Source organism: Citrobacter sp. Cpo071, from assembly GCF_030332765.1.
GTDB lineage: Bacteria > Pseudomonadota > Gammaproteobacteria > Enterobacterales > Enterobacteriaceae > Citrobacter > Citrobacter portucalensis.
This window is the reverse complement of record NZ_JAOWHE010000082.1, coordinates 19,792-46,695: the sequence shown is the minus strand read 5'-3', so window position 1 is coordinate 46,695 and position 26,904 is coordinate 19,792. Positions and strand designations below refer to the sequence as shown.

The 26,904-nt window shown below is 53.5% G+C and carries 26 protein-coding genes and 1 pseudogene; 10 read left to right on the top strand and 17 right to left on the bottom strand.

Going from position 1 to position 26,904, the window contains the following annotated elements:
• Nucleotides 1-2 precede the first annotated feature (2 nt).
• The 6 genes from OGY09_RS14370 to OGY09_RS14345 are packed head-to-tail and all read left to right on the top strand — an operon-like array spanning nt 3 to nt 4,853.
• Complete coding sequence (locus tag OGY09_RS14370; RefSeq protein WP_172313033.1) at nt 3-812, top strand: DeoR/GlpR family DNA-binding transcription regulator; 810 nt, start codon at nt 3-5, stop codon at nt 810-812.
• Entirely contained in the window at nt 793-1,569 is a 777-nt protein-coding gene (locus tag OGY09_RS14365; protein WP_032942728.1) for a hydroxypyruvate isomerase family protein, read from the top strand. The genes OGY09_RS14370 and OGY09_RS14365 overlap by 20 nt, the downstream gene beginning before the upstream one ends.
• A 28-nt stretch (nt 1,570-1,597) precedes the next feature.
• Nucleotides 1,598-2,410: a beta-keto acid cleavage family enzyme gene (locus tag OGY09_RS14360; RefSeq protein ID WP_008784143.1), complete on the top strand. Its 813-nt coding sequence runs from the start codon at nt 1,598-1,600 to the stop codon at nt 2,408-2,410.
• Nucleotides 2,411-2,431: 21 nt separating this feature from the next.
• On the top strand, nt 2,432-3,778 hold the full coding sequence (locus OGY09_RS14355) for a bile acid:sodium symporter family protein (RefSeq protein WP_032942727.1): 1,347 nt from the start codon (nt 2,432-2,434) through the stop codon (nt 3,776-3,778).
• A 5-nt stretch (nt 3,779-3,783) separates the two neighbouring features.
• Nucleotides 3,784-4,203, top strand: coding sequence for a GlcG/HbpS family heme-binding protein (locus OGY09_RS14350; protein WP_032942726.1), 420 nt, complete (start codon nt 3,784-3,786; stop codon nt 4,201-4,203).
• Nucleotides 4,200-4,853 carry an aspartate/glutamate racemase family protein gene (locus OGY09_RS14345; protein ID WP_032942725.1) on the top strand — a complete coding sequence of 218 codons (654 nt, stop codon included), beginning with the start codon at nt 4,200-4,202 and terminating at the stop codon, nt 4,851-4,853. The genes OGY09_RS14350 and OGY09_RS14345 overlap by 4 nt, the downstream gene beginning before the upstream one ends.
• A 96-nt stretch (nt 4,854-4,949) precedes the next feature.
• On the opposite strand, the gene sucD is transcribed toward OGY09_RS14345, so the two are convergent.
• From sucD to sdhC, 8 genes are all read right to left on the bottom strand, one after another.
• Nucleotides 4,950-5,819, bottom strand: coding sequence for a succinate--CoA ligase subunit alpha (sucD, locus tag OGY09_RS14340; protein WP_003022929.1), 870 nt, complete (start codon nt 5,817-5,819; stop codon nt 4,950-4,952).
• A complete protein-coding gene (sucC, locus tag OGY09_RS14335) occupies nt 5,819-6,985 on the bottom strand; it encodes an ADP-forming succinate--CoA ligase subunit beta (RefSeq protein ID WP_003022927.1) in 1,167 nt (388 codons plus the stop codon). Before sucC ends, sucD begins: the two co-directional genes overlap by 1 nt.
• A 90-nt stretch (nt 6,986-7,075) precedes the next feature.
• On the bottom strand, nt 7,076-8,299 hold the full coding sequence (gene odhB, locus OGY09_RS14330) for a 2-oxoglutarate dehydrogenase complex dihydrolipoyllysine-residue succinyltransferase (protein ID WP_003022925.1): 1,224 nt from the start codon (nt 8,297-8,299) through the stop codon (nt 7,076-7,078).
• A gap of 14 nt (nt 8,300-8,313) precedes the next feature.
• A complete protein-coding gene (gene sucA / locus OGY09_RS14325) occupies nt 8,314-11,115 on the bottom strand; it encodes a 2-oxoglutarate dehydrogenase E1 component (protein WP_003831411.1) in 2,802 nt (933 codons plus the stop codon).
• A gap of 265 nt (nt 11,116-11,380) precedes the next feature.
• Entirely contained in the window at nt 11,381-12,097 is a 717-nt protein-coding gene (sdhB, locus tag OGY09_RS14320; RefSeq protein ID WP_003022921.1) for a succinate dehydrogenase iron-sulfur subunit SdhB, read from the bottom strand.
• 15 nt (nt 12,098-12,112) lie between these two features.
• Nucleotides 12,113-13,879, bottom strand: coding sequence for a succinate dehydrogenase flavoprotein subunit (sdhA, locus tag OGY09_RS14315; RefSeq protein WP_003831409.1), 1,767 nt, complete (start codon nt 13,877-13,879; stop codon nt 12,113-12,115).
• Nucleotides 13,879-14,226: a succinate dehydrogenase membrane anchor subunit gene (gene sdhD, locus OGY09_RS14310; RefSeq protein ID WP_003831408.1), complete on the bottom strand. Its 348-nt coding sequence runs from the start codon at nt 14,224-14,226 to the stop codon at nt 13,879-13,881. The genes sdhA and sdhD overlap by 1 nt, the downstream gene beginning before the upstream one ends.
• The gene (sdhC, locus tag OGY09_RS14305) at nt 14,220-14,624 is read right to left on the bottom strand and encodes a succinate dehydrogenase cytochrome b556 subunit (protein WP_003831406.1); all 405 of its coding nucleotides are present in this window, start codon (nt 14,622-14,624) and stop codon (nt 14,220-14,222) included. The genes sdhD and sdhC overlap by 7 nt, the downstream gene beginning before the upstream one ends.
• Before the next feature lie 383 nt (nt 14,625-15,007).
• On the opposite strand from sdhC, the pseudogene OGY09_RS14300 reads away from it, so the two are divergent.
• From OGY09_RS14300 to OGY09_RS14290, 3 genes and pseudogenes are all read left to right on the top strand, one after another.
• Nucleotides 15,008-15,118: pseudogene (locus OGY09_RS14300) on the top strand (hypothetical protein).
• A 203-nt stretch (nt 15,119-15,321) separates the two neighbouring features.
• Nucleotides 15,322-16,605, top strand: coding sequence for a citrate synthase (locus tag OGY09_RS14295; protein WP_003831404.1), 1,284 nt, complete (start codon nt 15,322-15,324; stop codon nt 16,603-16,605).
• Between the two features lie 175 nt (nt 16,606-16,780).
• Nucleotides 16,781-17,827, top strand: coding sequence for an AbrB family transcriptional regulator (locus OGY09_RS14290; RefSeq protein ID WP_032942724.1), 1,047 nt, complete (start codon nt 16,781-16,783; stop codon nt 17,825-17,827).
• On the opposite strand, the gene nei is transcribed toward OGY09_RS14290, so the two are convergent.
• Genes nei through ybgI form a run of 8 tightly spaced genes read right to left on the bottom strand, consistent with a single transcriptional unit; the run spans nt 17,824 to nt 24,119 of the window.
• Nucleotides 17,824-18,615 (bottom strand): endonuclease VIII, encoded by a 792-nt coding sequence (nei, locus tag OGY09_RS14285; RefSeq protein ID WP_032942723.1) that lies wholly within the window; start codon nt 18,613-18,615, stop codon nt 17,824-17,826. The two genes, OGY09_RS14290 and nei, sit on opposite strands and share 4 nt — an antisense overlap.
• A 14-nt stretch (nt 18,616-18,629) precedes the next feature.
• Nucleotides 18,630-19,274, bottom strand: a complete 645-nt coding sequence (gene pcp / locus OGY09_RS14280) for a pyroglutamyl-peptidase I (protein ID WP_008784132.1) — start codon at nt 19,272-19,274, stop codon at nt 18,630-18,632.
• Between the two features lie 9 nt (nt 19,275-19,283).
• A complete protein-coding gene (locus OGY09_RS14275) occupies nt 19,284-20,279 on the bottom strand; it encodes a DUF979 domain-containing protein (protein WP_032942722.1) in 996 nt (331 codons plus the stop codon).
• Nucleotides 20,276-20,998 carry a DUF969 domain-containing protein gene (locus tag OGY09_RS14270; protein ID WP_048235867.1) on the bottom strand — a complete coding sequence of 241 codons (723 nt, stop codon included), beginning with the start codon at nt 20,996-20,998 and terminating at the stop codon, nt 20,276-20,278. The genes OGY09_RS14275 and OGY09_RS14270 overlap by 4 nt, the downstream gene beginning before the upstream one ends.
• Nucleotides 20,999-21,053: 55 nt before the next feature.
• The gene (gene pxpA, locus OGY09_RS14265; RefSeq protein WP_032942719.1) at nt 21,054-21,788 is read right to left on the bottom strand and encodes a 5-oxoprolinase subunit PxpA; all 735 of its coding nucleotides are present in this window, start codon (nt 21,786-21,788) and stop codon (nt 21,054-21,056) included.
• Entirely contained in the window at nt 21,778-22,710 is a 933-nt protein-coding gene (gene pxpC, locus OGY09_RS14260) for a 5-oxoprolinase subunit PxpC (RefSeq protein ID WP_032942717.1), read from the bottom strand. Before pxpC ends, pxpA begins: the two co-directional genes overlap by 11 nt.
• The gene (gene pxpB / locus OGY09_RS14255) at nt 22,704-23,360 is read right to left on the bottom strand and encodes a 5-oxoprolinase subunit PxpB (protein ID WP_032944353.1); all 657 of its coding nucleotides are present in this window, start codon (nt 23,358-23,360) and stop codon (nt 22,704-22,706) included. Before pxpB ends, pxpC begins: the two co-directional genes overlap by 7 nt.
• A 15-nt stretch (nt 23,361-23,375) precedes the next feature.
• A complete protein-coding gene (gene ybgI, locus OGY09_RS14250) occupies nt 23,376-24,119 on the bottom strand; it encodes a radiation resistance protein YbgI (RefSeq protein ID WP_032942716.1) in 744 nt (247 codons plus the stop codon).
• A 289-nt stretch (nt 24,120-24,408) separates the two neighbouring features.
• Here ybgI and dtpD point away from each other — a divergent pair, with 289 nt between their 5' ends.
• On the top strand, nt 24,409-25,890 hold the full coding sequence (dtpD, locus tag OGY09_RS14245) for a dipeptide permease DtpD (RefSeq protein WP_032942714.1): 1,482 nt from the start codon (nt 24,409-24,411) through the stop codon (nt 25,888-25,890).
• 47 nt (nt 25,891-25,937) lie between these two features.
• Here dtpD and OGY09_RS14240 read toward each other — a convergent pair whose 3' ends face one another.
• Nucleotides 25,938-26,852, bottom strand: coding sequence for an Rpn family recombination-promoting nuclease/putative transposase (locus OGY09_RS14240; RefSeq protein ID WP_032942713.1), 915 nt, complete (start codon nt 26,850-26,852; stop codon nt 25,938-25,940).
• Nucleotides 26,853-26,904: the final 52 nt, after the last annotated feature.

The following is a 26,904-nucleotide window of genomic DNA, read 5'->3' as shown; positions in this document are numbered from 1 at the left end:
ACATGATGATCCCCGAGCAACGACGTGATTTTATCTACCGCTACGTGCACGAAAAGAATGCCGCCTCATTTAATGAACTGGCAGATCTGATGAGCGTGTCGCATATGACCGTGCGTCGCGACATTCAGTTGCTGGAAGAAGAAGGCAAAGTTATTGCCATTAACGGCGGCGTAAAGCTCAATAACCTGCTGAAATCCGAACTGCCGTGGCGGGAAAAAGCCGAGTTGAATCATGACGTGAAGCGTAAGATGGGCCAGCTCGCCGCAATGCTCATTGAGCCCGGACAAACGCTGTATCTGGATGCCGGAACGTCGTTGTTTGAAGTGGCGAAAGCGGTGGCCGCCAGCCACTGTTTCAATCTGACGGTCGTCACCAACGATTTTTCCATCAGCCACTATCTGATGGATATGCCACACATTACGCTCTATCACACCGGCGGTCTGGTGGATCAGCGTAACCGCTCATGTCTTGGCAAAAGCGCCGCCAGTTTTCTGCGCACCATTAATATTGATGTGGCGTTTCTCAGTTCATCGTCGTGGGATACCGAGCGCGGCATGTCGACACCGAGTGAAGGGAAAGCCTCGGTCAAAGAAGCGGTACTCACCGTCTCCCGGCGTCGGGTGCTGGTCTGCGACAGCAGTAAGTTTGGCAAATACGGCATGTTCCACATCTGTGGGCTGGAGCAGTTAACCGACATTATTTCTGATAACCGGTTACCGGAAAATGCGCAGCAGACTATTGCCAGCCAGGGCGTTAAGCTGCATCTGGTTGATGGCCGGGAGGGTGCACGCCATGCTGAAGTTAGCGGCTAACCTCGACTGGTTATTTACTGATTTACCGATAGAGGGTCGATTTCAGGCGGCAAAAGCAGCCGGTTTTCGCGGCGTAGAAGGGCTGTTTCTCTGGCAGCACCCGCTGGAGCATTTGCGGGCCGCTCAGCGGGAAACATCTCTGCCGGTGGTGCTGATGAACGCCCCGGCTGGCAACTGGGCACAGGGTGAACGGGGACTCGCTGCATTGCCCGGTCGAGACCAGGAATTTCATCACAGCCTGAACGTGGCGCGAGATTACGCCACGGCGCTGGGCTGTCGCCGGGTTCACGTTATGTCCGGCTTGCGCTGCAATGACCTGACGCTGCACGCCCAGCGCGACCTCCTGACGAATCGACTGCGCATCGCCTGCGATGTGATGGCAGACGCGGAAATCGATGTACTGATTGAACCATTAAATTCGCAGGATATGCCCGGTTATTTTATTGACAGTTTCCCGCTGGCTGAATCTATCATTCACGAGGTTGGTAAGAAGAATATCGGCTTACAGTTTGATATTTACCACTGTCAGAAAACTCATGGCAACGTGGCGAAAAATATCGAACGCTATTTTACCCTTATTAAACATTTTCAAATCGCTTCTGTTCCTTATCGCCATGAACCAGGAACCGGGGAGTTAAATGAAGCATGGCTATTTAATTTTATAAGAAAAATGAATTACCAGGACTGGATTGGCTGTGAATATCAACCGTCAACATCAGGGCCGGAATCATTACGCTGGATAACGCCTTACCTATAATTTTAATATCTCTGTACCGGAGGAAAAAATGTCGGATACTGTTATTATTTCGCTGGCACCCGTTGCCGCGGATTGCCCCAGAGTTATACCCGAAGAACTGGCGCAGGAAATACTCGCCAGCGTAGAACATGGCGCGTCCATCGTCCATTTACACGTTCGCGATAAACAGGGACGCCTGACGCCAGATACTACCGACTTTCAGGCAACAATTGACCGCGTTATGCGCCATTCAAACCTGATTATTCAGGCTTCTACCGGCGGCGTCTCTTCGATGTCCATCGCCGAGCGCTGCGCGCCACTGGCCTGCCCCGGCGTGGAGATGGCCTCGCTGAACGTCGGTTCCGTTAACCTCGGTGATGCGGTGTATTTTAATCCCGGTCCGGACGTGGAATATTGTTCACGGCAAATAACTGAACGCAATATTATTCCAGAGTTTGAAGTTTTTGAAATCGGCATGATAAATAACATCCTGAACCTTGAAGATAAAATAAAATTTCAAAAACCTATGCTCTTTAATATTGTTCTCGGTCACCGCGGCAGTACGCCTGCAACCGTTGATGCATTAATTGCTCTGCGTAGCATGATCCCACGCGACGCCTTATGGGGAATTACTCATTTTGGCAGAAGGAATTTCGATATTATCGCTGCCGCGGTCGCTATGGGTGCCAGTGAAGTGCGAATCGGCTATGAAGATAGTTATTATTTAAGCGCCGAAGAAAAAGCGCAGCATAATTATCAGCAGGTAGCCAAACTCGCTACGCTCATTCGCAGTATGGATAAAAAAGTTGCTACGCCGGAAATTGCGCGGCGCATGTTATCTATTCCACCCCGGCAGCAATAACAACAGCAAGGACATTTCAACATGACTATGACCACTGTTATTCACAAAACCGGACTCGGCGTCAGCGTTGCGGGCGTGGTGCTGGCGATTATCGGCGCGCTCATCCAGTCCGCGGCGCTGTGGCAGCCGGGGCTGGTGATGTTCACCGTCGGATTCGCCGCCGGTGCAGGCTACTGGCCTGGTTTACGCAGCTATCAGTTTACGCTGTGGATCATCGCTGGTTTTGTTGCCGCCATGACCTGGTCTACGGATCTGATCGTCTGGGGCGGTTTCAATATCACTCATAAATGGATCGTGTTCCTTGTGATTCAGGCCACCATGTTCAGCATGGGCACCAAGCTAACGATCCAGGATTTTATTGATGTCGCCAAAATGCCGTGGGCAGTTTTTATCGGTACCTTCTGCCATTTCGTGATCATGCCCCTGCTCGGCCTGAGCATTACCCTGATCTTTGATTTTCCGCCTGAAGTAGCGGTGGGCATTTTGTTGATTGGCGCTTGCCCCAGCGGTCTCTCGTCGACGGTGATGGTTTACATCGCCAACGCCAACCTCGCGCTGGCGGTATCAATCGCCGCAGTCTCAACGCTGGCGGCAACGGTAATGACGCCGCTGTGGGTTAATCTGCTGGCGGGTTCAATGATTGATATCCAGCTCACCGCGATGGTGATGGACGTGGTGAAAATCGTATTAATTCCCATCGGCGCAGCAATTCTGCATGACTATCTGAAAACCTATGCAGGCGTGCGCGGACGCCGTGTTGTCCAGATGCTGGCCGGGATCGGCGCAATTTGGCTGCTGTATATGATTGCCGGCGGCTGGGACGCGCTGTTTGGTCATGCCAGCGCCGAAGCGCAGATGTACGCGGTGGTCCTCAACTTCGTAGCAGGCGGCCTCGTTTGGGCATTGTTCTACAACTGGCTGTATGGCCGCGTGGCGGGCGTGAAGAAGGTCATGCCAACCATCTCAATGATGGGGATCATTTTCTTTACCACCACCGCCGCCGCCGCCGGGCGCGACAACCTGGTGCAGGTCGGTTTCCTGCTCTGCTTCGCCATGTTGATGCATAACCTCGGCGGCTTCCTGATTGGTTATCTGATGAGCCGCTGGATCTTCCGCATGGACGTGCAGTCTGCCCGTACCGTGGCCTTTGAAGTCGGCCTGCAAAACGGCGGTATGGCGTCAGGGCTTGCCGCCGCGATGGGCAAACTGGCAACGGTTGGACTCGCATCAGCGGTGATGACACCGCTGGGTAACGTTAGCGGATCGCTGCTCGCTAACTACTGGCGCAAAAAAGACGCCAGACAGGCGCAGGTAGCAGCAGCCAAAGATCCCGTTCAACCTGCTTGCGAAAATCTGTCGAAAGGATAATCACGATGACAACTCTCACTCTGGGACACGCCCTGCGCGCCGTAACCTATGCGCTCGAACTCGCCGAAACACGTTATGCAAATCGCCCGTTAAGCGTGGCCGTATGCGATGCCAATGGAGAACTGCTCAGCTTTGCGCGGATGGATAACGCCAAACTGTTAACCATCGAGTTAACCCAGCGTAAAGCGCGCACCAGCAGCCGCCTGGGCTGCACCACGCAGGCATTTTTACAGCGTCTGCAAAAAGAGCAGCTGGATATTAGCTATTTTGCCGATCCGCGTTTTACGGCGCTGCCGGGCGGGATCCCGATTCTGCACCAGGGGAAATGCCTTGGAGCCGTCGCGGTGGGCGGTTTATCCGCGCAGGAAGATCATGATGCGGCGCTGTCCGTCGCGGAAACGTTACTTAAGGAGATTGCCCAATGAAAAAGGTCGCCATGCTGCATACCAGTGCAGCCACCCTTGCAATGATGCAACAGCTGATCGCCGACATTATGCCGGAAGTGGAAGTGATGCATCTGGTCGAGGAGTCGATGATTAAACAGGTGATGAAAGCCGGAGGCGTATCACCAAATATTGCCGCCCGCATCGCCGACTATGTGCATATTGCTGAAAAGGCGGACTGCGATATCTTTATTACCGCCTGTTCTTCAATTGGTACTGCGGTGGAGCAATGCCAGTTTATGACTCCACTCCAGCTCGCGCGCATTGACTGCGCGATGGTGGAAGAGGCGATTGGAAAAGGCGAGCGGATCGCCGTGTTGGCAACTGTGGCAACCACGCTGAAGCCAACGCTGGATTACGTCCAGCGTAAAGTTCAGCAAAGCGGTAAATCACGAACCATTACGCCTGTATTAATGGAGGATGCATTCCACGCGCTGCTGGCGGGAGATATGGATACCCATGACCGTATCGTCAGTGAAGGGTTACAGAGCGCCTTTACCCAGGCGGATGTCGTGATGCTGGCGCAGGCTTCGATGGCGCGCGTTTTACAACAGCTCCCTTCCCCGCCGGTGCCGGTAATGACCTCACCGGAAAGCGGAATTCGCTGGTTGAAAACGCTGGCTGAACGCTAAATTCCCGGCAAAAAAAAGGCCATCATCAGATGGCCAACCATGTCGAAACGGGACCAGCCCTTGACTATGCAGAGAGTCAGGGCTGTTTTTTATTTCTTACTTAATAACGGTTTTCAGCGCTTCGCCGATATCGGCCAGGCTACGAACAGTTTTCACACCTGCAGCTTCCAGCGCAGCGAATTTCTCATCCGCTGTACCTTTACCACCCGCGATGATCGCACCCGCGTGACCCATACGCTTACCTTTCGGCGCAGTCACACCCGCGATGTAACCCACAACCGGCTTGGTCACATGATCTTTAATATAAGCAGCTGCTTCTTCTTCCGCGCTACCGCCGATCTCACCGATCATGACGATCGCTTCAGTCTGCGGATCTTCCTGGAACAGCTTCAGGATGTCGATGAAGTTAGAGCCTGGGATCGGGTCGCCACCGATACCCACACAGGTAGACTGGCCGAAACCATAGTCGGTGGTCTGCTTAACCGCTTCATAGGTCAGGGTACCTGAACGGGAAACGATACCCACTTTACCCGGCTTGTGAATGTGGCCCGGCATGATACCGATTTTACATTCACCCGGAGTGATAACGCCTGGGCAGTTCGGGCCGATCATGCGTACGCCAGCTTCATCCAGCTTCACTTTCACGGTCAGCATATCCAGCGTTGGGATACCTTCGGTGATGGTGATGATAAGCTTGATGCCTGCATCGATTGCTTCCAGAATGGAATCTTTGCAAAACGGTGCCGGAACATAGATAACGGTGGCGGTTGCGCCGGTCGCTTCTACCGCTTCACGTACGGTGTTGAACACTGGCAGACCCAGATGCGTGGTGCCGCCTTTGCCCGGCGTAACGCCCCCGACCATTTGCGTACCGTAAGCGATCGCTTGTTCGGAGTGGAATGTCCCCTGGCTACCGGTGAAGCCCTGGCAGATAACCTTGGTATCTTTATTAATTAAAACTGACATTATTTCCCCTCCACTGCGGCAACAACCTGCTGAGCTGCATCCGTCAGACTTTTCGCTGCAATAATATTCAGGCCGCTATCAGCCAGTTTTTTCGCGCCGAGTTCAGCGTTGTTACCTTCCAGACGTACCACGACCGGAACGTTTACACCTACTTCTGCTACCGCGCCGATGATACCGTCAGCGATCAGATCGCAACGTACGATACCGCCGAAGATGTTAACCAGTACGGCTTTAACATTGTCATCAGAGAGGATAATTTTGAACGCTTCGGTTACACGCTCTTTGGTCGCACCGCCGCCAACGTCGAGGAAGTTAGCCGGTTCGCCGCCGTGCAGCTTAACGATGTCCATGGTGCCCATTGCCAGGCCCGCACCGTTAACCATACAACCGATGTTGCCGTCCAGTGCGACGTAGTTCAGTTCCCACTGTGCAGCCTGCGCTTCACGCGGATCTTCCTGAGACTGGTCGCGCATTTCGCGCAGGTCAGCCTGGCGGAACAGTGCGTTGCCGTCAGCGCCCAGTTTGCCGTCGAGGCAGATCAGGTCTCCCTGCTTGGTCACAACCAGTGGGTTGATTTCGATCAGCGCCAGATCGCGCTCCAGGAAGATAGTCGCCAGACCCATGAAGATCTTGGTGAACTGCTGAACCTGTTTACCTTCCAGACCCAGTTTGAACGCCAGCTCACGCCCCTGGTAAGGCATCGGGCCTGCCAGCGGATCGAGCGCCACTTTGTGGATCAGGTGCGGGGTTTCTTCCGCTACTTTTTCGATTTCCACGCCGCCTTCGGTAGAGGCCATGAAGACCACGCGACGGGAGCTACGGTCAACAACTGCGCCGAGGTAAAGTTCTTTACCAATGTCGGTCGCGGCTTCAACCAGAATCTGATTTACCGGTTGGCCATGAGCATCTGTCTGGTAAGTGACCAGACGTTTACCCAGCCAGTGTTCAGCAAAAGCGCGAATGTCTTCTTTGCTGTTTACCACCTTCACACCGCCCGCTTTACCACGGCCACCAGCGTGAACCTGACATTTCACTACCCACGGGCCAGCGCCGATTTTAGATGCAGCTTCTTCGGCTTCACGCGGAGTAGTACAGGCATAACCCACCGGTGCCGGTAAGCCATAGCGGGCAAAAAGTTGTTTTGCCTGATATTCATGTAAGTTCATGTGTTCTGTCCATCCTTCAGGTAATCGTTATCTTTTACCCGTAGGTCTGATAAGCGTCCAGACCTACGGGGCAGGTGATACTCTTATTAACTACACGTCCAGCAGCAGACGCGTTGGATCTTCCAGCAACTCTTTAATGGTTACCAGGAAGCCTACTGACTCACGACCATCGATCAGACGGTGGTCATAAGACAGCGCCAGATACATCATCGGCAGGATTTCAACCTTGCCGTCTACCGCCATCGGACGATCTTTGATGGCATGCATACCCAGGATGGCGCTCTGCGGTGGGTTGATGATCGGCGTAGACATCAGGGAACCGAACACACCACCGTTAGTGATGGTGAAGTTACCACCCGTCAGATCTTCGACCGTCAACTTGCCGTCGCGACCTTTAACTGCCAGTTCTTTAATATTCTTCTCAATGTCAGCCATACCCAGCAGATCCACATCACGCAGGACCGGCGTGACCAGGCCACGCGGCGTGGAGACCGCCATGCTGACATCAAAGTAGTTGTGGTAAACCACGTCATCGCCGTCGATGGACGCGTTCACTTCCGGATAGCGTTTCAGCGCTTCAACAACCGCTTTCACGTAGAAAGACATAAAGCCCAGACGGATACCGTGGCGTTTCTCGAACGCATCACCGTATTGCTTACGCAGGTCCATGATTGGCTTCATGTTGACTTCGTTGAACGTGGTCAGCATGGCGGTAGAATTTTTCGCTTCCAGCAGACGCTCGGCTACGCGTTTGCGCAGACGGGTCATCGGAACACGTTTTTCGCCACGCGCGCCCAGTTGAGCCTGCGGTGCAGGTGCTGCAGCCGGCGCTTTTGCTTCGGCTTTCGCAGCCGGAGCTTTCGCCAGATGTTTTTCAACATCTTCACGGGTGATACGACCGCCGACACCGGTGCCGTTGATAGCGCTGGCTTCGAGGTTATGCTCACCCAGCAGGCGACGGATCGCCGGGCTCAGGGCATCGTTGTTCTGCTCAGCAAGAGACGCCTGCTGGCGCTGTGCCGGAGTAGAATCTTTCTCTTCAGACTTAGCACTGGTTTCTTTACCGGTGCTGTTGCCTTCACGCAGGCGACCGAGGATCTGGCGAGAAGTGACGGTTGTCCCTTCATCTTCCAGAACCGCATCAAGAATACCGTCCGCTGATGCCGGTACTTCCAGTACCACTTTGTCAGTTTCGATTTCTACCAGTACTTCATCACGACGTACTGCATCGCCCGGTTTTTTGTGCCAGGTTGCAACCGTTGCATCCGCTACGGATTCAGGCAGGTCGGGAACAAGAATATCTACGCTACTCATTATTTATCCTTTATTTAATCGACGTTCAGCGCGTCATTTACCAGATCTTGTTGCTGCTTCTGGTGAACGGACATATACCCTACTGCCGGAGAGGCAGAGGCCGGGCGACCTGCATAACGCAGAGCTGACCCAAATGGAATTACTTCACGGAAATGATGCTGGCTGCAGTACCATGCGCCCTGGTTGAGCGGCTCTTCCTGGCACCAGACAAAATCATGTACGTGAGCAAATGGTTTCAGCGCCTCCTGCACCGCTTTATGCGGGAACGGATAGAGCTGTTCGATGCGCACAATGGCGACATCTTTTTGGTCGTTCTTGCGGCGTTGCTCCAGTAGGTCGTAATAAACCTTACCAGAACACATCACGACGCGCTTCACGCCTTTAGGATCAAGTTCATCTACTTCGCCAATGGCTGGCAGGAAAGTACCATTTGCCAGTTCGTCCAGCGTAGACACCGCCAGCGGATGACGCAGCAGCGACTTCGGTGACATCACCACCAGCGGACGACGCATACCGCGCAGCGCCTGACGACGCAGCATGTGGTAAACCTGCGCCGGGGTAGACGGGACGCAAACCTGCATGTTTTGCTCAGCGCAAAGTTGCAGATAACGTTCCAGACGCGCGGAGGAGTGCTCCGGACCCTGACCTTCATAGCCGTGCGGCAGCAGCATAACCAGACCACACATACGGCCCCATTTCTGCTCGCCGGAAGAGATGAACTGGTCGATAACGACCTGTGCACCGTTAGCGAAGTCACCGAACTGTGCTTCCCAGATGGTTAGCGTGCGCGGTTCTGCTGTGGCATAACCGTACTCGAACGCCAGCACGGCTTCTTCAGACAGCACGGAGTCCCATACGCGGAAGGTGCCTTGTCCGTTATGCACATGCTGCAGCGGAGTGTAGGTTGAACCGTTCGCCTGGTTATGAATCACCGCGTGACGGTGGAAGAAGGTTCCGCGACCGGAGTCTTCACCCGACAGACGGACCGGAATGCCTTCGTCAACCAGCGTGGCGTAAGCCAGATTCTCTGCACCACCCCAGTCAAACAGCTTCTCGCCTGCGGCCATGGCCTGGCGGTCGCCGTAAATCTTGGCAACACGCGACTGCATTTCAACCGCTTCAGGTACGGTGCTGATGCGTTTTGCCAGCTCCTGCAGACGCTTCATCTCAACTTTGTTCGGGTAGTTTTCATCCCATTCGTGGTTGAGGTACGGCGACCAGGTGAAGGAGTGCATGTTCATTGGACGCCACTCTTTCACTACGCATTCGCCAGCATCCAGCGCGTCACGGTACAGATTGACCATCTCGGTCGCATCTTCCAGCGTGGCGACCTTGTCCGCTTCCAGCTTATCAGCGTAGATTTTGCGCGGGGTCGGATGCTTTTTGATTTTCTGATACATCAGCGGCTGGGTTGCGCTCGGCTCGTCGGCTTCGTTGTGGCCGTGACGGCGGTAGCACACCAGATCGATAAAGACATCGCGTTTAAAGGTATTACGGAAATCCAGCGCCAGGCGGGTCACGAAAGCGACCGCTTCCGGGTCATCCGCGTTCACGTGGAAAATCGGCGCCTGAACCATCTTACCGATGTCGGTACAGTACGGTGTAGAACGCGCATCCAGCGGGTTAGACGTAGTGAAGCCCACCTGGTTGTTGATAACGATGCGAACGGTACCGCCCACTTCGTAACCACGCGCTTTCGACATGTTCAGGGTTTCCTGAACCACGCCCTGCCCGGTAACTGCCGCATCACCGTGAATGGTGATTGGCAGGACTTTATTGCTGCTCGGCTCGTCCAGACGATCCAGACGTGCACGTACAGAACCGATAACCACCGGGCTAACGATTTCCAGGTGCGACGGGTTAAACGCCAGCGCCAGGTGCACCAGGCCGCCTTCGGTTTCGATATCTGATGAGAAGCCCATGTGGTACTTCACGTCACCGGTGCCGAGATGTTCTTTATGTTTGCCCGCAAATTCGTCGAACAGTTCCTGCGGGCGTTTGCCCAGTACGTTAACCAGAACGTTCAGACGACCACGGTGCGCCATGCCCAGTACCACTTCACGGGTACCGCTGTTACCGGCGTGGCGGATCATCTCTTTGAGCATTGGGATTAACGCATCGCCGCCTTCCAGCGAGAAGCGTTTCGCGCCCGGGAACTTAGCGCCCAGGTAGCGTTCCAGACCTTCTGCTGCGGTCAGTTCACTGAGGAAGCGTTTCTTCTCTTCGCTGCTGAATGCGGCACGGCCAGACTCGATACGCTGCTGAAGCCAACGTTTTTCTTCGGTGCTGGTGATGTGCATATACTCGGCGCCAATTGGGCCGCAGTAGGTTTGCTTCAGCGCAACAACCAGGTCGCTCAGCTTCATCGTGTCTTTGCCGCCGGCAAAAGAACCTACGTTAAAGCTTTCCTGGAAATCCGCATCGGTCAGATCGTGGAAAGACGGGTCCAGATCGGCCACATTTTCTTGCTGCCACAGTCCCAGCGGATCAAGATTCGCATGCTGATGACCGCGGAAACGATAGGCGTTAATGAGCTGCAGGACTTTAACCTGCTTCACATTGGCATCAGGGTCGGAAATAGAAGAAGAGTAACGTGGGGTAATCAACGCCTGTCGACGGAAATAATCACGTGTTTTTGAGTGAAGTTGATCCGGTTTGACTCCGGTACCAGGTAACTGCTGGAACGTCGAACGCCAGTTAGCATCTACCGAGTCAGGGTCGGTTAAGAAGTCTTCATAGAGCTGTTCTATCCAGCTCTGGTTAGAACCAGAGAGGTAAGAAGAGTCCAACCAGGCTTTCAAAGCGCTGTTCTGCATCGTGATCCCTTAAGCATTTGTATGCTTACTTCGCCGTGGATACTACCACGCACACCGATGTGCGTGCCGGGGTTCACTTGTTGCGGACTGTCGTGTCATCTGCGTCCGCTAAGGAACCTTTAAAAACTGTCTAATAATGTGGCAGTTTTTAGAGGTTTCCTGCACTTAAATTGCCTGATGGCGCTTCGCTAATCAGGCCTACAAGGTACGTAACCCGTAGGCCGGATAAGACGCTACGTCGCCATCCGGCAACCACTACAACTACTTACGCACTACGTTTGAGCAGCATCGACTTAATATGGCCGATGGCGCGCGTCGGGTTCAGTCCTTTCGGACATACGCTGACGCAGTTCATGATGCTATGGCAGCGGAATACGCTGAAAGCGTCACTTAAACCTTCCAGGCGGCTGTCGGTCTCGGTATCGCGGCTATCAATTAAGAAGCGATACGCTGCCAGCAGACCTGCCGGGCCAATAAACTTGTCCGGGTTCCACCAGAATGATGGGCAGGACGTTGAGCAGCATGCACACAAAATACATTCATACAGCCCATCGAGCTTCTCACGCTGCTCTGGCATTTGTAAATGCTCACGAGCTGGCGGATTTTTCCCATTATTCAACAAGTAAGGCTTAATCTTCTCATACTGTGCGTAGAATTGCCCCATGTCTACCACCAAATCGCGCACAACCGGTAAACCCGGCAGCGGGCGAATGACAATTTTTTTGCCCGGCTGATTCAGCGCAGAAATAGGAGTGATACAGGCCAGTCCATTTTTGCCGTTCATGTTCAGACCGTCGGAGCCACAAACCCCCTCACGGCACGAGCGGCGGAACGACAGCGACGGATCTTTTTCTTTCAGCTGCATCAAGGCATCCAGCAGCATCATGTCGCGCCCTTCTTCCGCCTCCAGGGTGTAATCCTGCATGCGCGGAGCGTCGTCAACATCCGGGTTATAGCGATAAACTGAAAACTCGAGTTTCATTGTCCTGTCTCCGCATTAATAAGTACGAATCTTCGGCGGGAATGCCGGGCGCAGCTTCGGTTCCATATTGACTTGACGTCGCGTCATGGATTCCGACTCTGGCAGGTACAGGGAATGGCACAGCCAGTTTTCATCATCACGTTCCGGGAAGTCGAAGCGGCTATGCGCGCCACGGCTTTCGGTACGGAAGTTTGCAGATACTGCAGTGGCGTACGCGGTCTCCATCAGGTTATCCAACTCCAGACACTCAACGCGCTGGGTGTTGAACTCGCTGGAGGTATCGTCCAGACGGGCATTTTTCAGGCGTTCGCGGATCGCTTTCAGCTCTTCCAGACCTTTCGCCATCGCATCGCCTTCGCGGAATACCGAGAAGTTATGCTGCATACATTCTTGCAGCGCTTTGCGAATCGCCACCGGGTCTTCACCGTTACGGTTACCGTTCCAGCGGTTCAGACGCGCCAGAGAAGCGTCGATTTCATCTTCGGTCGCATCCAGCAGGTCACCCTGCTCAGCGATGGATTCCTGCAGATGCAGACCAACCGCACGACCAAATACTACCAGGTCCAGCAGCGAGTTGCCGCCCAGACGGTTGGCGCCGTGAACCGACACGCAGGCGATTTCGCCGACGGCAAACAGCCCAGGGATCACCACATCTTCGCCCTGCTCATTCACGGTCAGCGCCTGACCGGTTACTTTGGTCGGAATACCGCCCATCATATAGTGGCAGGTTGGGATAACCGGAATCGGCTCTTTGACCGGGTCAACGTGAGCAAAGGTACGGGACAGTTCGAGAATACCCGGCAGACGGGATTCCAGTACTTCTTTACCCAGGTGGTCGAGTTTCAGTTTGGCGTGCGGACCCCACGGGCCGTCGCAGCCGCGACCTTCGCGAATTTCGATCATGATGGAACGCGCCACCACGTCACGACCCGCCAGGTCTTTCGCATTCGGGGCATAACGCTCCATGAAGCGCTCGCCATGTTTGTTCAGCAGGTAGCCACCTTCACCACGGCAGCCTTCTGTTACCAGAACGCCTGCACCGGCGATACCGGTTGGGTGGAACTGCCACATCTCCATATCCTGCACCGGCACGCCAGCGCGGATAGCCATACCAACACCGTCACCGGTATTGATGTGGGCATTAGTGGTGGACTGATAAATACGGCCAGCACCACCGGTCGCCAGCACGGTCGCGCGGGCTTTGAAGTAAACCACTTCACCGGTTTCGATACACAGCGCGGTACAACCGACAACGGCGCCATCGGCGTTTTTCACCAGGTCCAGCGCATACCACTCGGAGAAGATGGTGGTATGGTTTTTCAGGTTCTGCTGATACAGCGTGTGCAACAGTGCATGACCGGTACGGTCGGCCGCTGCCGCAGTACGTGCCGCCTGCTCGCCGCCGAAGTTCTTCGACTGGCCGCCAAACGGACGTTGATAAATTGTGCCATTGTCGAGGCGAGAGAACGGCAGCCCCATGTGGTCCAGCTCCAGAATCGCTTCCGGACCGGTTTTACACATATATTCAATAGCGTCCTGGTCACCAATGTAGTCCGACCCTTTAACGGTGTCGTACATGTGCCATTCCCAGTTATCTTCATGGGTATTACCGAGCGCAACGGTGATGCCACCCTGCGCGGATACGGTATGGGAACGGGTTGGGAACACTTTGGAGAGCAGCGCACAGGTCTGACCGCTCTGGGAAATTTGCAGCGCCGCGCGCATACCTGCGCCGCCGGCACCAATCACAACAGCATCAAATTCTCTGACTGGCAGTTTCATTACACACCCCACACCACAACAAATCCATAAATGACGTAAACCACCAGCGCAACGACGATAGCCAGTTGCAGAATCAGGCGCACAGCCAGAGGTTTAACGTAGTCGGTCAACACCTGCCACATGCCAATCCAGGCATGAATCAAGATGGAGAAGAGTGCCAGCAGGGTGAAGACTTTGGTGAATGCCGATGAGAAGAAACCGGTCCAGACTTCATACGTCAGCTCGCCGCTGGTGGCGAAGAAACCGACCATATAGATGATGTATAACGTCAGAACGATAGCGGTAGCACGGACCAGAATGAAGTCATGTACGCCGTTGCGTCCTAATGCGGAGGCGTTGCTTACCATACGAGGACTCCTGCGAGAAGTGAAAGCACGACAATGATAACGAAACAAATTTTGGCGGAGCGTGTCCCTGCTTCGAGGGTTTCTTCGATATAGCCAAAATCCATCAACAGATGGCGAATACCCATTACGGCGTGATATGCCAGCGCAATCAGGATCCCCCACAGAATTAACTCCACAAAGAAGTTATTCATAATGGATGACGCGGTGAGGAAACCTTCAGGGGAGGAAAGGCTGGTACCCAATAACCACAACAGAATCCCGACCGCCACAAAGGTGATCACTCCGGATACGCGATGGAGAATGGACGCTATCGCCGTGATTGGGAACCGGATCGTTTGCAGATCCAGATTGACAGGTCTTTGTTTTTTCACATTTCTTATCATGAATAACGCCCACATGCTGTTCTTATTATTCCCTTTAGACTTCGGGTACAGAAGATGAAGACACCTGTAGCCTGAAAGACGACGGGATTTCCTTCCTCCGGTCTGCGTGCGGGTCAGACAGCGTCCTTACTATAACTACGCGTCATATAAAACACTGCTTCCAGATGCTAAAACGACACGTTACAACGCTGGTTGGCTCGGGATTGCAGGGTATTCCGGAGACCTGGCGGCAGTATAGGACGTTCACAAAATCATTACAATTAACCTACATATAGTTTGTCGGGTTTTATCCCGAACAGTGACATAGGTCACGATAACAACATTATTTTAATTTTTAATCATCTGATTTGACAATCATTAAACAAAGTTGTTACAAACGACACCAGAAAAAGCATATAATGCGTAAAAGTTATGGGGTCACTCTTTCACCGGAGATTTAGTTATGTAACAGTGTGGAAGTATTGACCAATACCTTCAGGACAGTTATTAGTGATAGACAGGTTAAATAATTCGGATTGCTAAGTTCTTGATTTGCAGTTTATTCGCCATGAAAAGACCGTTTTACCTGCAAGCGCCCATAGCTCTGTACCCAGGTCATCCCCTCTTTCGCAGAGCGGCGAGCCAAATAACAAACTGGTAACGGTTTATTGATGCACGAAGGCAAATTTAAGTTCCGGCAGTCTTAAGCAATAAGGCGCTAAGGAGACCGTAAATGGCTGATACTAAAGCAAAACTCACTCTAAATGGTGACGCTGCTATTGAACTGGATGTGCTGAAAGGTACGCTCGGTCAAGATGTTATTGATATTCGTAGCCTTGGCTCAAAAGGGATGTTTACTTTTGACCCAGGTTTCACCTCTACCGCATCCTGCGAATCCAAAATTACTTTCATCGACGGTGACGAAGGTGTTTTGCTGCATCGCGGCTTCCCGATTGACCAACTGGCGACCGAGTCCAACTATCTGGAAGTGTGTTATATCCTGCTGTACGGCGAAAAACCGACGCAGGAAGAGTACGACGAGTTCAAAACCACAGTCACTCGCCATACCATGATCCACGAGCAGATCACCCGTCTGTTCCACGGTTTCCGCCGCGACTCTCACCCGATGGCCGTTATGTGCGGTGTTACCGGAGCGCTGGCAGCGTTCTATCATGACTCGCTGGATGTAAACAACGCACGTCACCGTGAAATCGCCGCCTTCCGCCTGCTGTCCAAAATGCCAACCATGGCAGCGATGTGCTACAAATATTCCATCGGGCAGCCGTTCGTGTACCCACGTAACGATCTCTCCTACGCCGGTAACTTCCTGAACATGATGTTCTCTACGCCGTGCGAAAAATACGAAGTGAATCCGATTCTGGAACGCGCAATGGACCGTATCTTAATCCTGCACGCCGACCACGAACAGAACGCCTCAACCTCTACCGTACGTACCGCGGGCTCTTCTGGCGCTAACCCGTTTGCCTGCATCGCGGCAGGTATTGCTTCCCTGTGGGGACCGGCACACGGCGGCGCAAACGAAGCTGCGCTGAAAATGCTGGAAGAAATCAGCTCTGTTAAACACATTCCGGAATTTGTTCGCCGCGCGAAAGACAAGAATGATTCCTTCCGCCTGATGGGCTTTGGTCACCGTGTTTATAAAAACTATGACCCGCGCGCTACCGTCATGCGTGAAACCTGCCATGAAGTACTGAAAGAACTGGGCACCAAAGATGATCTGCTGGAAGTGGCGATGGAACTTGAGCACATTGCGCTCAACGACCCGTACTTCATCGAGAAGAAACTCTACCCGAACGTAGACTTCTACTCCGGCATCATCCTGAAAGCGATGGGTATTCCGTCCTCCATGTTCACCGTTATCTTCGCCATGGCACGTACCGTTGGCTGGATTGCACACTGGAACGAAATGCACACCGACGGCATGAAAATCGCCCGTCCTCGTCAGCTGTACACCGGCTACGACAAGCGCGATTTTAAGTCTGATATTAAGCGTTAATTGTCTGCCGGATGGCGCTAGCGCTTGTCCGGCTTAAAGTTATAAACGCTCCCAGGCCGGATAAAGCAGTGATGCCTATGTCCGGCCTGTTTTTATTTGATCCACATTATTTTATTCTTATCGTGCTTTCTCTATGATTTACTGAGATTTCTCACATTTTACTCAGGAGCATGGGATGCCTGTTTTGCAGTGGAGCCTGTTGTTTGTGCTATCGCTCCTTCTTTCCCTGCTCTTTCTGTTTATCCATCTTCCAGGCCCCTTGCTGCTCGGTTCGATGATCGTCGGCATCATTTTCAGTATGCGCGGCATCTCGCTGCATCCTCCTCGCTGCACATTTCTTGGCGCACAGGCGATTCTCGGCTGCATGATTGCCCAAAATCTGACCAGTTCAATCTTCACAACCCTTGCAGCCCACTGGCCGATGGTGATTGTTATCCTGCTGGCAACCCTTATCAGCAGCGCGATAATCGGCTGGCTGCTGGTTCGTTATAGTAATCTACCGGGGAATACCGGTGCGTGGGGCTCGTCACCAGGCGGTGCAGCGGCAATGGTCGCAATGGCCCAGGATTATGGCGCCGACATCCGGCTGGTGGCGTTTATGCAGTATCTGCGCGTACTGTTGGTGGTCGGCGCGGCAGCGCTGGTCACCCGGCTGGTGATGGGCGACCAGGCCCAAACGGTCAGTGAACAAATCATCTGGTTTCCGCCGCTAAGCGGCAATCTTTTCAGCACTCTGATACTGGCCGCCGTTGCCGGCACGGCTGGACGCCTACTGCGTATTCCCTCTGGCGTTATGCTATTGCCAATGCTGGTGGGTGCCATGCTGAATGCAAGCGGAGTGATGGTGATTGAACTGCCGGAATGGCTACTGGCTATAGCCTACATGTCAATTGGCTGGCAAATCGGTCTTGGCTTTGACAAGCAGATCTTTTTGATGGCATTACGACCACTGCCACAGATCCTGTTGTCTATTTTTTCACTGATGGCGATCTGCGCAGCCATGGCCTGGGGACTGGCGCATTACATGCAGATCGATTTTCTCACTGCCTATCTGGCAACCAGTCCTGGAGGAGTGGATTCTGTTGCGGTGATCGCCGCAGGAAGCCACGCTGATATGGCGCTCATCATGGCGATGCAAACCCTGCGACTGTTCAGCATTTTGTTAACTGGCCCCGCAGTCGCGCGGTTTATTTCGGTGCACGCACCAAAACAACCCGCTTAGTGCTGACAACCCGGGCACCAGTAAAAGGGGCGCGAAGAGAGCATCGTTTTCTCGATTATTCCACCACAACGCTCACAGGTTTCGCCGTCCCGATGAAAGACCTTAAAGCGAAACAACGCACCGTGATGTTTATTCTCATCGACCAGGCCGCGGGTAGTATAAGACAACCGCGGAATATCAAGCAGCGCATGTGCCAGTTGATCCAGTTGCTCATCACTAAGCTGCGACGCTTTATGCTGCCCGGTCAACCCAACCTGCCAAAGGATCTCTACCCGCAGGTAGTTACCTAATCCCGCCAGAAACGCCTGGTCCAGTAGCAGACCAGAAAACTGGCGATTGCGAAAACGCGGAGATAACAGACGCGCTTTAACCTCATCGGGCGTTAAACGTAAATCCAGTACATCCGGCCCTACCCGTTGCAGGAACGGATGGGTGGAGAGCTGTTCTGGCGTCAGCATTTCGATATCAGACGCGCTATAGAGCAGGATAGTTTTGTCGTGTGTCTGCAGACTGACACGCAGTACCCGCGAAGTTTGCGGAATTTTGCCTGTATCCACCACTCGCCACACGCCATAGAGCTGATTGTGACTGTACAGCGTCAGGCCATTAGAAAAATGGGTCAGTAATGCTTTCCCCCGCGTTTCAAGCTGGGTAACACGTTGCCCAATCAGTTGAGATTGATACGGTTTTAACTGCTCAAAGGCAAACCAGACATCCGTCAGGGGTTTGCCTTTGACTGCCGCCTCCAGGTTATCCGCCGCGCGGCGGATCTCCGGGCCTTCAGGCATAATACTGTCCTTTGTTAATGTGTTGCGCCGCCCGTCACTGCGATATCGCTTTCCACCTGCAAGGCGGTGGCAATCGCAATCTCCAGCGCACGGCGCACCGTTTCTGTCGCCATACTTGGCGCCCCGGGATGCTGTGCAGCCTGTTGCGGCAAATAAGGGATATGAATAAAGCCGCCCTTCACCGCCGGTACGTCGCGTAGTTTATGCAGCAGGCCATACATCACGTGGTTACACACGAAAGTACCCGCAGTCTGGGAAACCGAGGCCGGAATTCCCGCGTTGCGCATGGCGACAACCATCGCTTTAATCGGCAACGAACTAAACCATGCCGCCGGGCCATCGACCACAATCGGCACATCTACCGGCTGTTGCCCCTGGTTATCCGCAATACGCGCATCGTCAACGTTAATTGCCACGCGTTCCACGGTGATATCCGTGCGACCACCCGCCTGCCCCACCGCCAGCACCAGTGATGGCGACAACGCGTCAATCGCGGCGTTGAGTACAGCGAGGGACTCGCCAAAGACACACGGTAGTTGGCGGGCTATTACGCGGCATCCGCCGATAATAGCATTGTCGAGGCTCGAGACCACTTCCCAGGAAGGGTTAACTGACTCGCCGCCAAAGGGTTCAAATCCCGTGATGAGTACTGTTTTCATCCTTCCTCCTTACAGGAACATCAGGAAATACATCAGGAACACGTTGACCAGCAGCAGCAGTATGCCGGTTGGCACCTGCGCTTTAATCACCGCATTTTTGTCCGGTAGTTCCAGCAACGCTGCAGGAACAATATTAAAGTTCGCCGCCATCGGCGTCATCAGCGTCCCACAATAGCCGGAGAACATACCAATCGCCGCCATTACCGCTGGGTTGCCGCCGTGTTGCAGTACGAGGATTGGAATACCAATCCCAGCGGTCACGATCGGGAAAGCAGCAAACGCATTACCCATAACCATGGTCAGCAATGCCATGCCGATGGTGTACACCGCCACCGCGATAAAGCGACTATCCACCGCCAGATATTCCTGCGTCAGGTATGAAATGCCGCTACCGACACCCGCAGCTGTAAACAGCAACCCAAGCGTAGCCAGAATCTGCGGCAGAATGAACGCCCAGCCAATGGAGTCCAGCAGACGGCGTGCCTCCTGAATCGGTTGATGCACCCGCTCATGGGTCATTTTTATCGCCATCGCCAGACCAATCAACGAACCCGCTGTCATTGAAAAGAGCGTCACCAGAGTGGCGTGATTACCCGGCCCGAACAGCGCATCCTGTAAGCCCGGAATATGGTTGAACATCAGTACGCCAATGACCGTTACCACCGGGATCGCCAACGCTGGGAAAAACAGGCGGTTGCCCAGGCGGCTGGCGCTTTCTTCGCGCTGTTGCTGCGTGCGTTGATGGTAGCTTCCCAGCTTCACACCGCCAAAACCCGCGATCAGGGCCAGCACGACCACCGCAACGCCGACGGCAATATGCACTGCGCGTTTATCGCCAAACAGCGAGTATGTCCAGTCACCAAGCAGAAACAGTACGCCATATATGCCCCAAAACAGGCCTGTGGTGAAACGGCGCGGGTTTGCTTTGTCCTGCCAGGACATCAGCGCCACAATCAGTAATACCGCACCTGCCAGCCAGTAGAGATAGCTTTGTTGAAAATTCATTTCGCTTCCCCTTTCGCTGCGGCATTTGCTTTCGCCACCTCACGTTGCAAATAGCTATCCAGACGCCACAAACGCGTGCCGTGGATCAGGAAAGCACAAATTGCCGTTGGGATCCCCCACAAGGCGATATGCAGAGGTTCGGTCTGGATCCCTCCAGACTCCAGCATAAAGTTGTGCATGAATATGATCGCGCCGAAGGCAACAAAGATATCTTCACCGAAAAACAGCCCGACGTTATCGGTCGCCGCTGACATTGCGCGCAGGCGATAGCGAACCGCGCCGGGTATCTCGCCGTGATTTTTCTCGGCGGCCCCTTCCGCCATTGGCGCCAGCAGCGGGCGCACCATCTGCGGATGCCCGCCCAGACTGGTCAGCCCTAACGCAGCGGTCGCTTCGCGAATGAACAGATAGACAATAAGCAGACGGCCACTGGTGGCACTGCGGATTTTCGCAATCCACGCCTGAGCACGCTCTTTGAGTCCGTGACGTTCCAGCAGGCCAATAACCGCCAGCGGGATCAGCAGGATAAACGGCAGGTTGCGGGTGTTAAGAAAACCTTCACCCAGCTTCTCGAGGATGGTGGCAATCGGCATATGCGCCGCCAGTCCCGTGACGATCCCGGCAATAATAACCACCAATACCGGATTAAAACGTAAAAGAAATCCGACCACGATGACGGCGATCCCCGCCAATGGCCAGAGAGAAATTACCTCTCCCATAATTCATTCCCGTATATGTTGTTGTGTAATATATTGTTGTTTTGTATGGTAAATCTTATGCACCAATTTCAATATTGCATGCATTAAAGGCGCTACGCAAGCGACGGGCAAAAGCGAGTGCGTGCTCGCCATCCCCATGAATGCATACCGTCTGGGCGGTCACGCTTGCCCATGTTCCACTTTGGCTTTTTACTCTGCAGGATTGCACCATTTCTAACGTTTGCGCCAGCGCCTGCTCTTCATCCTCAATCAGTGCGCCCGGCTGGCTGCGAGGTACCAGACTGCCATCAGCCTGATAACCCCGATCGGCAAAAACCTCCTGACGCGTTATCAAGCCATAGTGTTCTCCAGCGCGAATCAGTTCGCTTCCCGCCAGCCCGACCAGAACCAGCGACGGATCGCAGGCATGAACCGCTTTCGCAATCGCATCGGCCAATTGAGGATCTTTCGCCGCCTGGTTATAGAGCATGCCATGCGGTTTGACATGGCGCATCACGCCGCCTTCTGCCCGCGTGATGGCAGCCAGCGCGCCAATTTGATACAGCGTCTGCGCATACACCGTTTGTGCAGGCAGTGCCATGGCGCTACGACCAAAATTTTCCCGATCCGGAAAGCTGGGGTGCGCACCTACCGCCACACCATTTTTTAACGCATCACGCACGCTTGAGAGCATAGTTTGCGCATCGCCTGCGTGATACCCACAGGCGATGTTGGCCGATGACACCAATTGCAGCAACGCTGCATCGTTCGCACATCCCTCACCGAGGTCTGCATTGAGATCAATTTTCATTGTTAAGTCGCCATGCTAACTGTTCCAGATAACGCTGCTGGTCGTACCGCGCCTTCAGCGCTTCCTCCAGTGAACACTGCACAAAATGAATCGGCTGACCGAGCGGGATCTGCGCCAGATGATACATATCTGCCTCGACAATACAGGCGATGCGGGGATAGCCACCCGTCGTCTGAGCATCGTTCATCAGCACGATTGGCTGGCCATTATGCGGAACCTGCACCACGCCGGGGAGCAAACCATGCGACAGCAGCTCGCGATCGGTCGTGCGCGTCAGCGGTTGCCCCTGAAGACGATACCCCATACGGTTACTTTGCGGGCTAAGCTGCCACGGCGAGCGCCAGAAAGAGGCCTGCGATACCTCATCAAACTCCTGATATTCAGGGCCGGGCAGTGCGCGAATGAGATTACCCCACATCAGTTGTTTTACACCTTGTGGCCCGCTGAATTGCCGGGTCGATACGCCAATCGCCAGTCGATCGCCATCACGCAGCAGACGCCCTTCAAACCCACCAATGCCCACTTTCAGATCGGTACTACGCGAACCCATCACTTCAGGAACATCAATACCGCCCGCTACCGCCAGATAACTGCGCATGCCATGAAGCGGGCGTTTTAGCGTCAGGCGCTGCCCGGCTTTTACCGGTAACCGCCATCCGCTCCATACGGGAGTTCGATCCAGATGCGCTTCGCATCCGGCACCGGTAAGGGCAAACCAGCCATCGGCTTCAAACTCCACCACCAGTTGCCCCAGCGTGATTTCCAACGCTGCGGCATTCGCATCATTACCCACCAGCAGGTTAGCCACGTTCAAGGCCGGTTTATCCAGCGCGCCACAGTGACTAATTCCGGATTGACGAAAACTATGGCGTCCCCCGTCCTGTACTGAGGTGTACATGCCAGCGCGGATGATGTTTAACATATCCCCTCCTTCTGCGGGACAAAACGCACGGTATCGCCAGCCCGTAACAGAATCGGCTCCTCCCGTTTTGGATCAAATAACGCAACGGAGGTACGCCCAATCAATTGCCATCCACCAGGTGTTGCAAGCGGGTAGATCCCCGTTTGAGATCCACCGATACCGACAGAACCTGCCGGAACAAGCAAACGCGGTTCCGCACGTCTGGGGGTATGCAGCTGTTCAGGTAAGCTCCCGAGATAGGGAAATCCCGGCTGAAAACCGATAAACCACACCACATAGTCAACTGACGCATGAAGTTCGACGACCTGCTTGTCGCTTAATCCGCTGTGTCGGGCGACCTCTGCCAGATCGGGGCCAAACTCACCGCCATAGGTCACAGGTATTTCAATAAAGCGTGAATCCGGCTCCAGTGCTTCGCTCTCTTCCCACCAGCGCTGCAGGCGTTCAATCGCATCCAGAGCCAGTGTGTGCGGGTCGCGCAGGGTAACCGTGATATTGTTCATTCCCGGAATAGCTTCAAGCACATTCGGGGCGTCAACTAAACGCTGAGCCAGACGCCAGATGCGTTTCTGAGTCGCCAGCGTGATGGGGGGCTCCAGTTCAAGAACCACCGCCGTTTCACCTAACAGATAACAACGCGCTCGCTGCACTTTCATCCCTCTTTATTACGCTGGATTAGGAATATCGATAAAGGTTACGTCCAGATCGGTATTTTCATTCAGCCATTCGCTTAATGCGCGAATGCCGCCGCGTTCGGTCGCATGGTGACCGGCAGCATAAAAATGCAGCCCCTGCTCGCGGGCTGAGTGAATGGTTTGCTCAGAGACTTCACCGGTAATAAAGGCGTCGACACCAAATCGGGCTGCGCTATCAATAAAACTTTGACCGCCCCCGGTACACCATGCAACGCGCTGAACTTTCTCCGGCCCGGTATCACCGCACCATAAGGGTTTACGGCCTAAACGCGCTTCAATCCACGATGCCAGCTCCAGCCCCGGAACCGGCATGGAGAGTTCTCCCCATGGCACCAGCGGTTCAATTTCCCCCATCACGGTGATACCCAACAGCGCAGCCAACTGCGCGTTATTCCCCAATTCCGGGTGTGCATCCAGCGGCAAGTGCCAGCCATACAGGTTGATATCATTTTCTAACAACGTTTTCAGACGATTGCGCTTCATGCCGCGAATAACCGGAGATTCGCCTTTCCAGAAATAGCCGTGGTGAACAATAACCGCATCCGCTTGCTGGCGTACCGCCTCGTCCAGCAATGCCTGGCTTGCAGTCACACCGGCCACGATTTTATGCACCGTCTCTTTGCCCTCAACCTGCAAACCATTCGGCGCATAATCGCTAATGGCGGCGCTGTTTAGTTTGTCGTTGATCAGTTGTTCCAGTTCGGTGTTTTTCATCATCGTCCTCGTAGTCATCATTTCTGCCTGCCCAATCAGCAACACAGCTTAGGTTAAAATAGCGTCCCCGCCTGCGTTCGTCGATAGCCATTTCACTGACACATAAAGAAACAATCACACCCGCTTTGAACGTGATTTGCTTACCACTACGCGATCTAATTCATGTATATTTATGCAATCAGACAGCATATTGCAAAAATAATCAGATCTGTATCAAAGTTACAACTTTAAGGAAACACACTCGCGCAGCACGTTCAGCCAGCCGCGAGGCATTTACTTCGAGAAAATAATGAATAAACAAGCATCTCAACCACGGGCGATATACTACGTTGTCGCGCTACAAATCTGGGAATACTTCAGTTTTTACGGCATGCGTGCGCTGCTGATCCTGTATCTCACTAACCAGCTTAAGTACGACGATAATCACGCATATGAACTGTTCAGCGCCTACTGCTCGCTGGTCTATGTCACCCCTATTCTCGGGGGATACCTGGCCGATAAAGTGCTCGGCAATCGAATGGCGGTGATGATCGGCGCATTTTTAATGGCGGTGGGACATCTGGTATTAGGTGCCAGTGAAATGGCTCCGGCGTTCCTCTATTTGTCGCTGGCGATAATTGTCTGCGGTTACGGTCTGTTTAAATCAAATATCAGTTGCCTGCTGGGCGAGTTATATCAACCTGAAGACCCGCGTCGCGACGGTGGATTCTCTCTGCTCTACGCCGCCGGTAACATCGGTTCGATCATCGCACCAATTGCCTGCGGATACGTGCAGGAAGAGTACAGTTGGGCGATGGGCTTTGCGCTGGCTGCCATCGGCATGCTGGCAGGGCTGGTGATTTTCTTATGTGGTAATCGCCATTTCGCCCACACCACCGGCGTCAACAAGGCCGTTCTGTGTGCTAAAACCTTTATTCTGCCAAACTGGGCCTGGCTGTTAGTTCTGCTAGTTACCACACCGCTGCTGATTACCGTGCTGTTCTGGAAAGAGTGGTCCGTTTATGCACTGATTGTTGCCACTGTTATTGGTCTGGCAGTTCTGGCGAAGATTTATCGCCAGGCACAGACGCAGAAACAGCGCAAAGATCTGGGGCTTATCGTCACACTGACCTTCTTTAGCCTGTTGTTTTGGGCCTTTGCTCAACAGGGCGGCAGTTCGATCAGCCTGTATATCGACCGCTTCGTTAACCGCGATATTCTGGGGTATTCCGTCCCTACCGCGATGTTCCAGTCGGTTAACGCTTTTGCCGTTATGCTGTGCGGTATCGTACTGGCGTGGGTAGTCAAAGAAAGCGTGAGTGGCAATCGTACCGTACGTATCTGGGGTAAATTTGCCCTTGGCCTCGGCTTAATGAGCGCTGGGTTCTGTATTCTAACCTTGAGCGCTCGCTGGTCCGCTGCTTACGGCCACTCTTCCATGCCGCTGATGGTACTTGGGTTGGCGGTCATGGGCTTTGCCGAACTGTTTATCGATCCGGTGGCAATGTCACAAATTACGCGTATTGAGATCCCTGGTGTTACCGGCGTATTAACCGGCATTTATATGCTGCTTTCCGGTGCCATCGCCAATTACCTGGCAGGTGTTATCGCCGATCAGACCTCACAAGGCTCGTTTGATGCTGCCGGCGCTATCAACTACTCCATCAATGCCTATATTGATGTCTTTAGTGAAATTACCTGGGGTGCGCTGGCCTGTGTGGTGCTGGTGCTGCTGATTTGGCTATACCAGTCGCTTAAGTTCAGAAACCGTCCGCTGGCGGTAGAATCCTGAGTGTAGGGGCCCGATGATGTAATCTGATTCGGGCTTTTTTTCAGGAATTACGCATGGCTGGCAGTCAACTCCTCTTCAGAAAGACCTGTAACCAGAAGCACCATGTTGCGATCTATTCCCTGCTCCAACATAGTTTGCGCTATACGTAATGCGGCTTCTCGTTTGCCTTGCTGCAACCCTCGCTGCAACCCTTCCTGTAATCCATCTAAGCGTAACCGCTCGGCAATCGTCATCAGCTTCTCCTTATGTTGGGGGATCCGTTGCGCCATCTCTTGTATAAATTCATTAAAGCGAGATTCATCGCCGGATTGCAGGATGTAATTAAACATCGCCTGTAGTTGCGTGTCATTAGCGCACCCTGTAAGTAACAGCGTGGCCAGTTGATCTACCAGCCCCATCAAATCCCGCTGACGGATATGTTTTTGCATTAGTTCCAGCAGTGCCATTCGCCTGTGAGCCATGATTTCGTCATCGGGCACCACTGTGATATCCACCAATGGAAATGCGCTGGCATAAAGTTGCCGTGCCGTTACAGGATCGGTAAACGCATCAAGCCAGCACAGTGAGTACGGATACGGACTTCGACAGCCATGATAAAACAGCATGGGTATCACAATCGGCAGTTCTTTGTGCCCGGCATCCAAATGACGCTGCATCGCCGCTATTGCGTAACGCAGCAGACGAAAAGCCATATGCGGATCGGCTGAACTCTGGTGTTCTATAACCACGTATACATAACCTTCACCATCGTGCGTATGCACAGACCAGAGCACGTCGGAGTAGCGGGTACGTAAATCCGCTTCAATAAAGCTTTCTGACTCCAGCTTCAGCGTATTTAAATCGCAAAGCGTTTGCAGATCTGCGGGTAGATGAATTTCGAGGAAGTCCCGAGCTGTTTCTGGATGATGTAAAAACGTTTTAAATACCGCATCGTGCGGTGTAGATGTCGTTGGTGTTGTCATCAAATTCCGTCACCTGAATGAAGATGACGGCACTTTACTGCTGGCGGAAAAC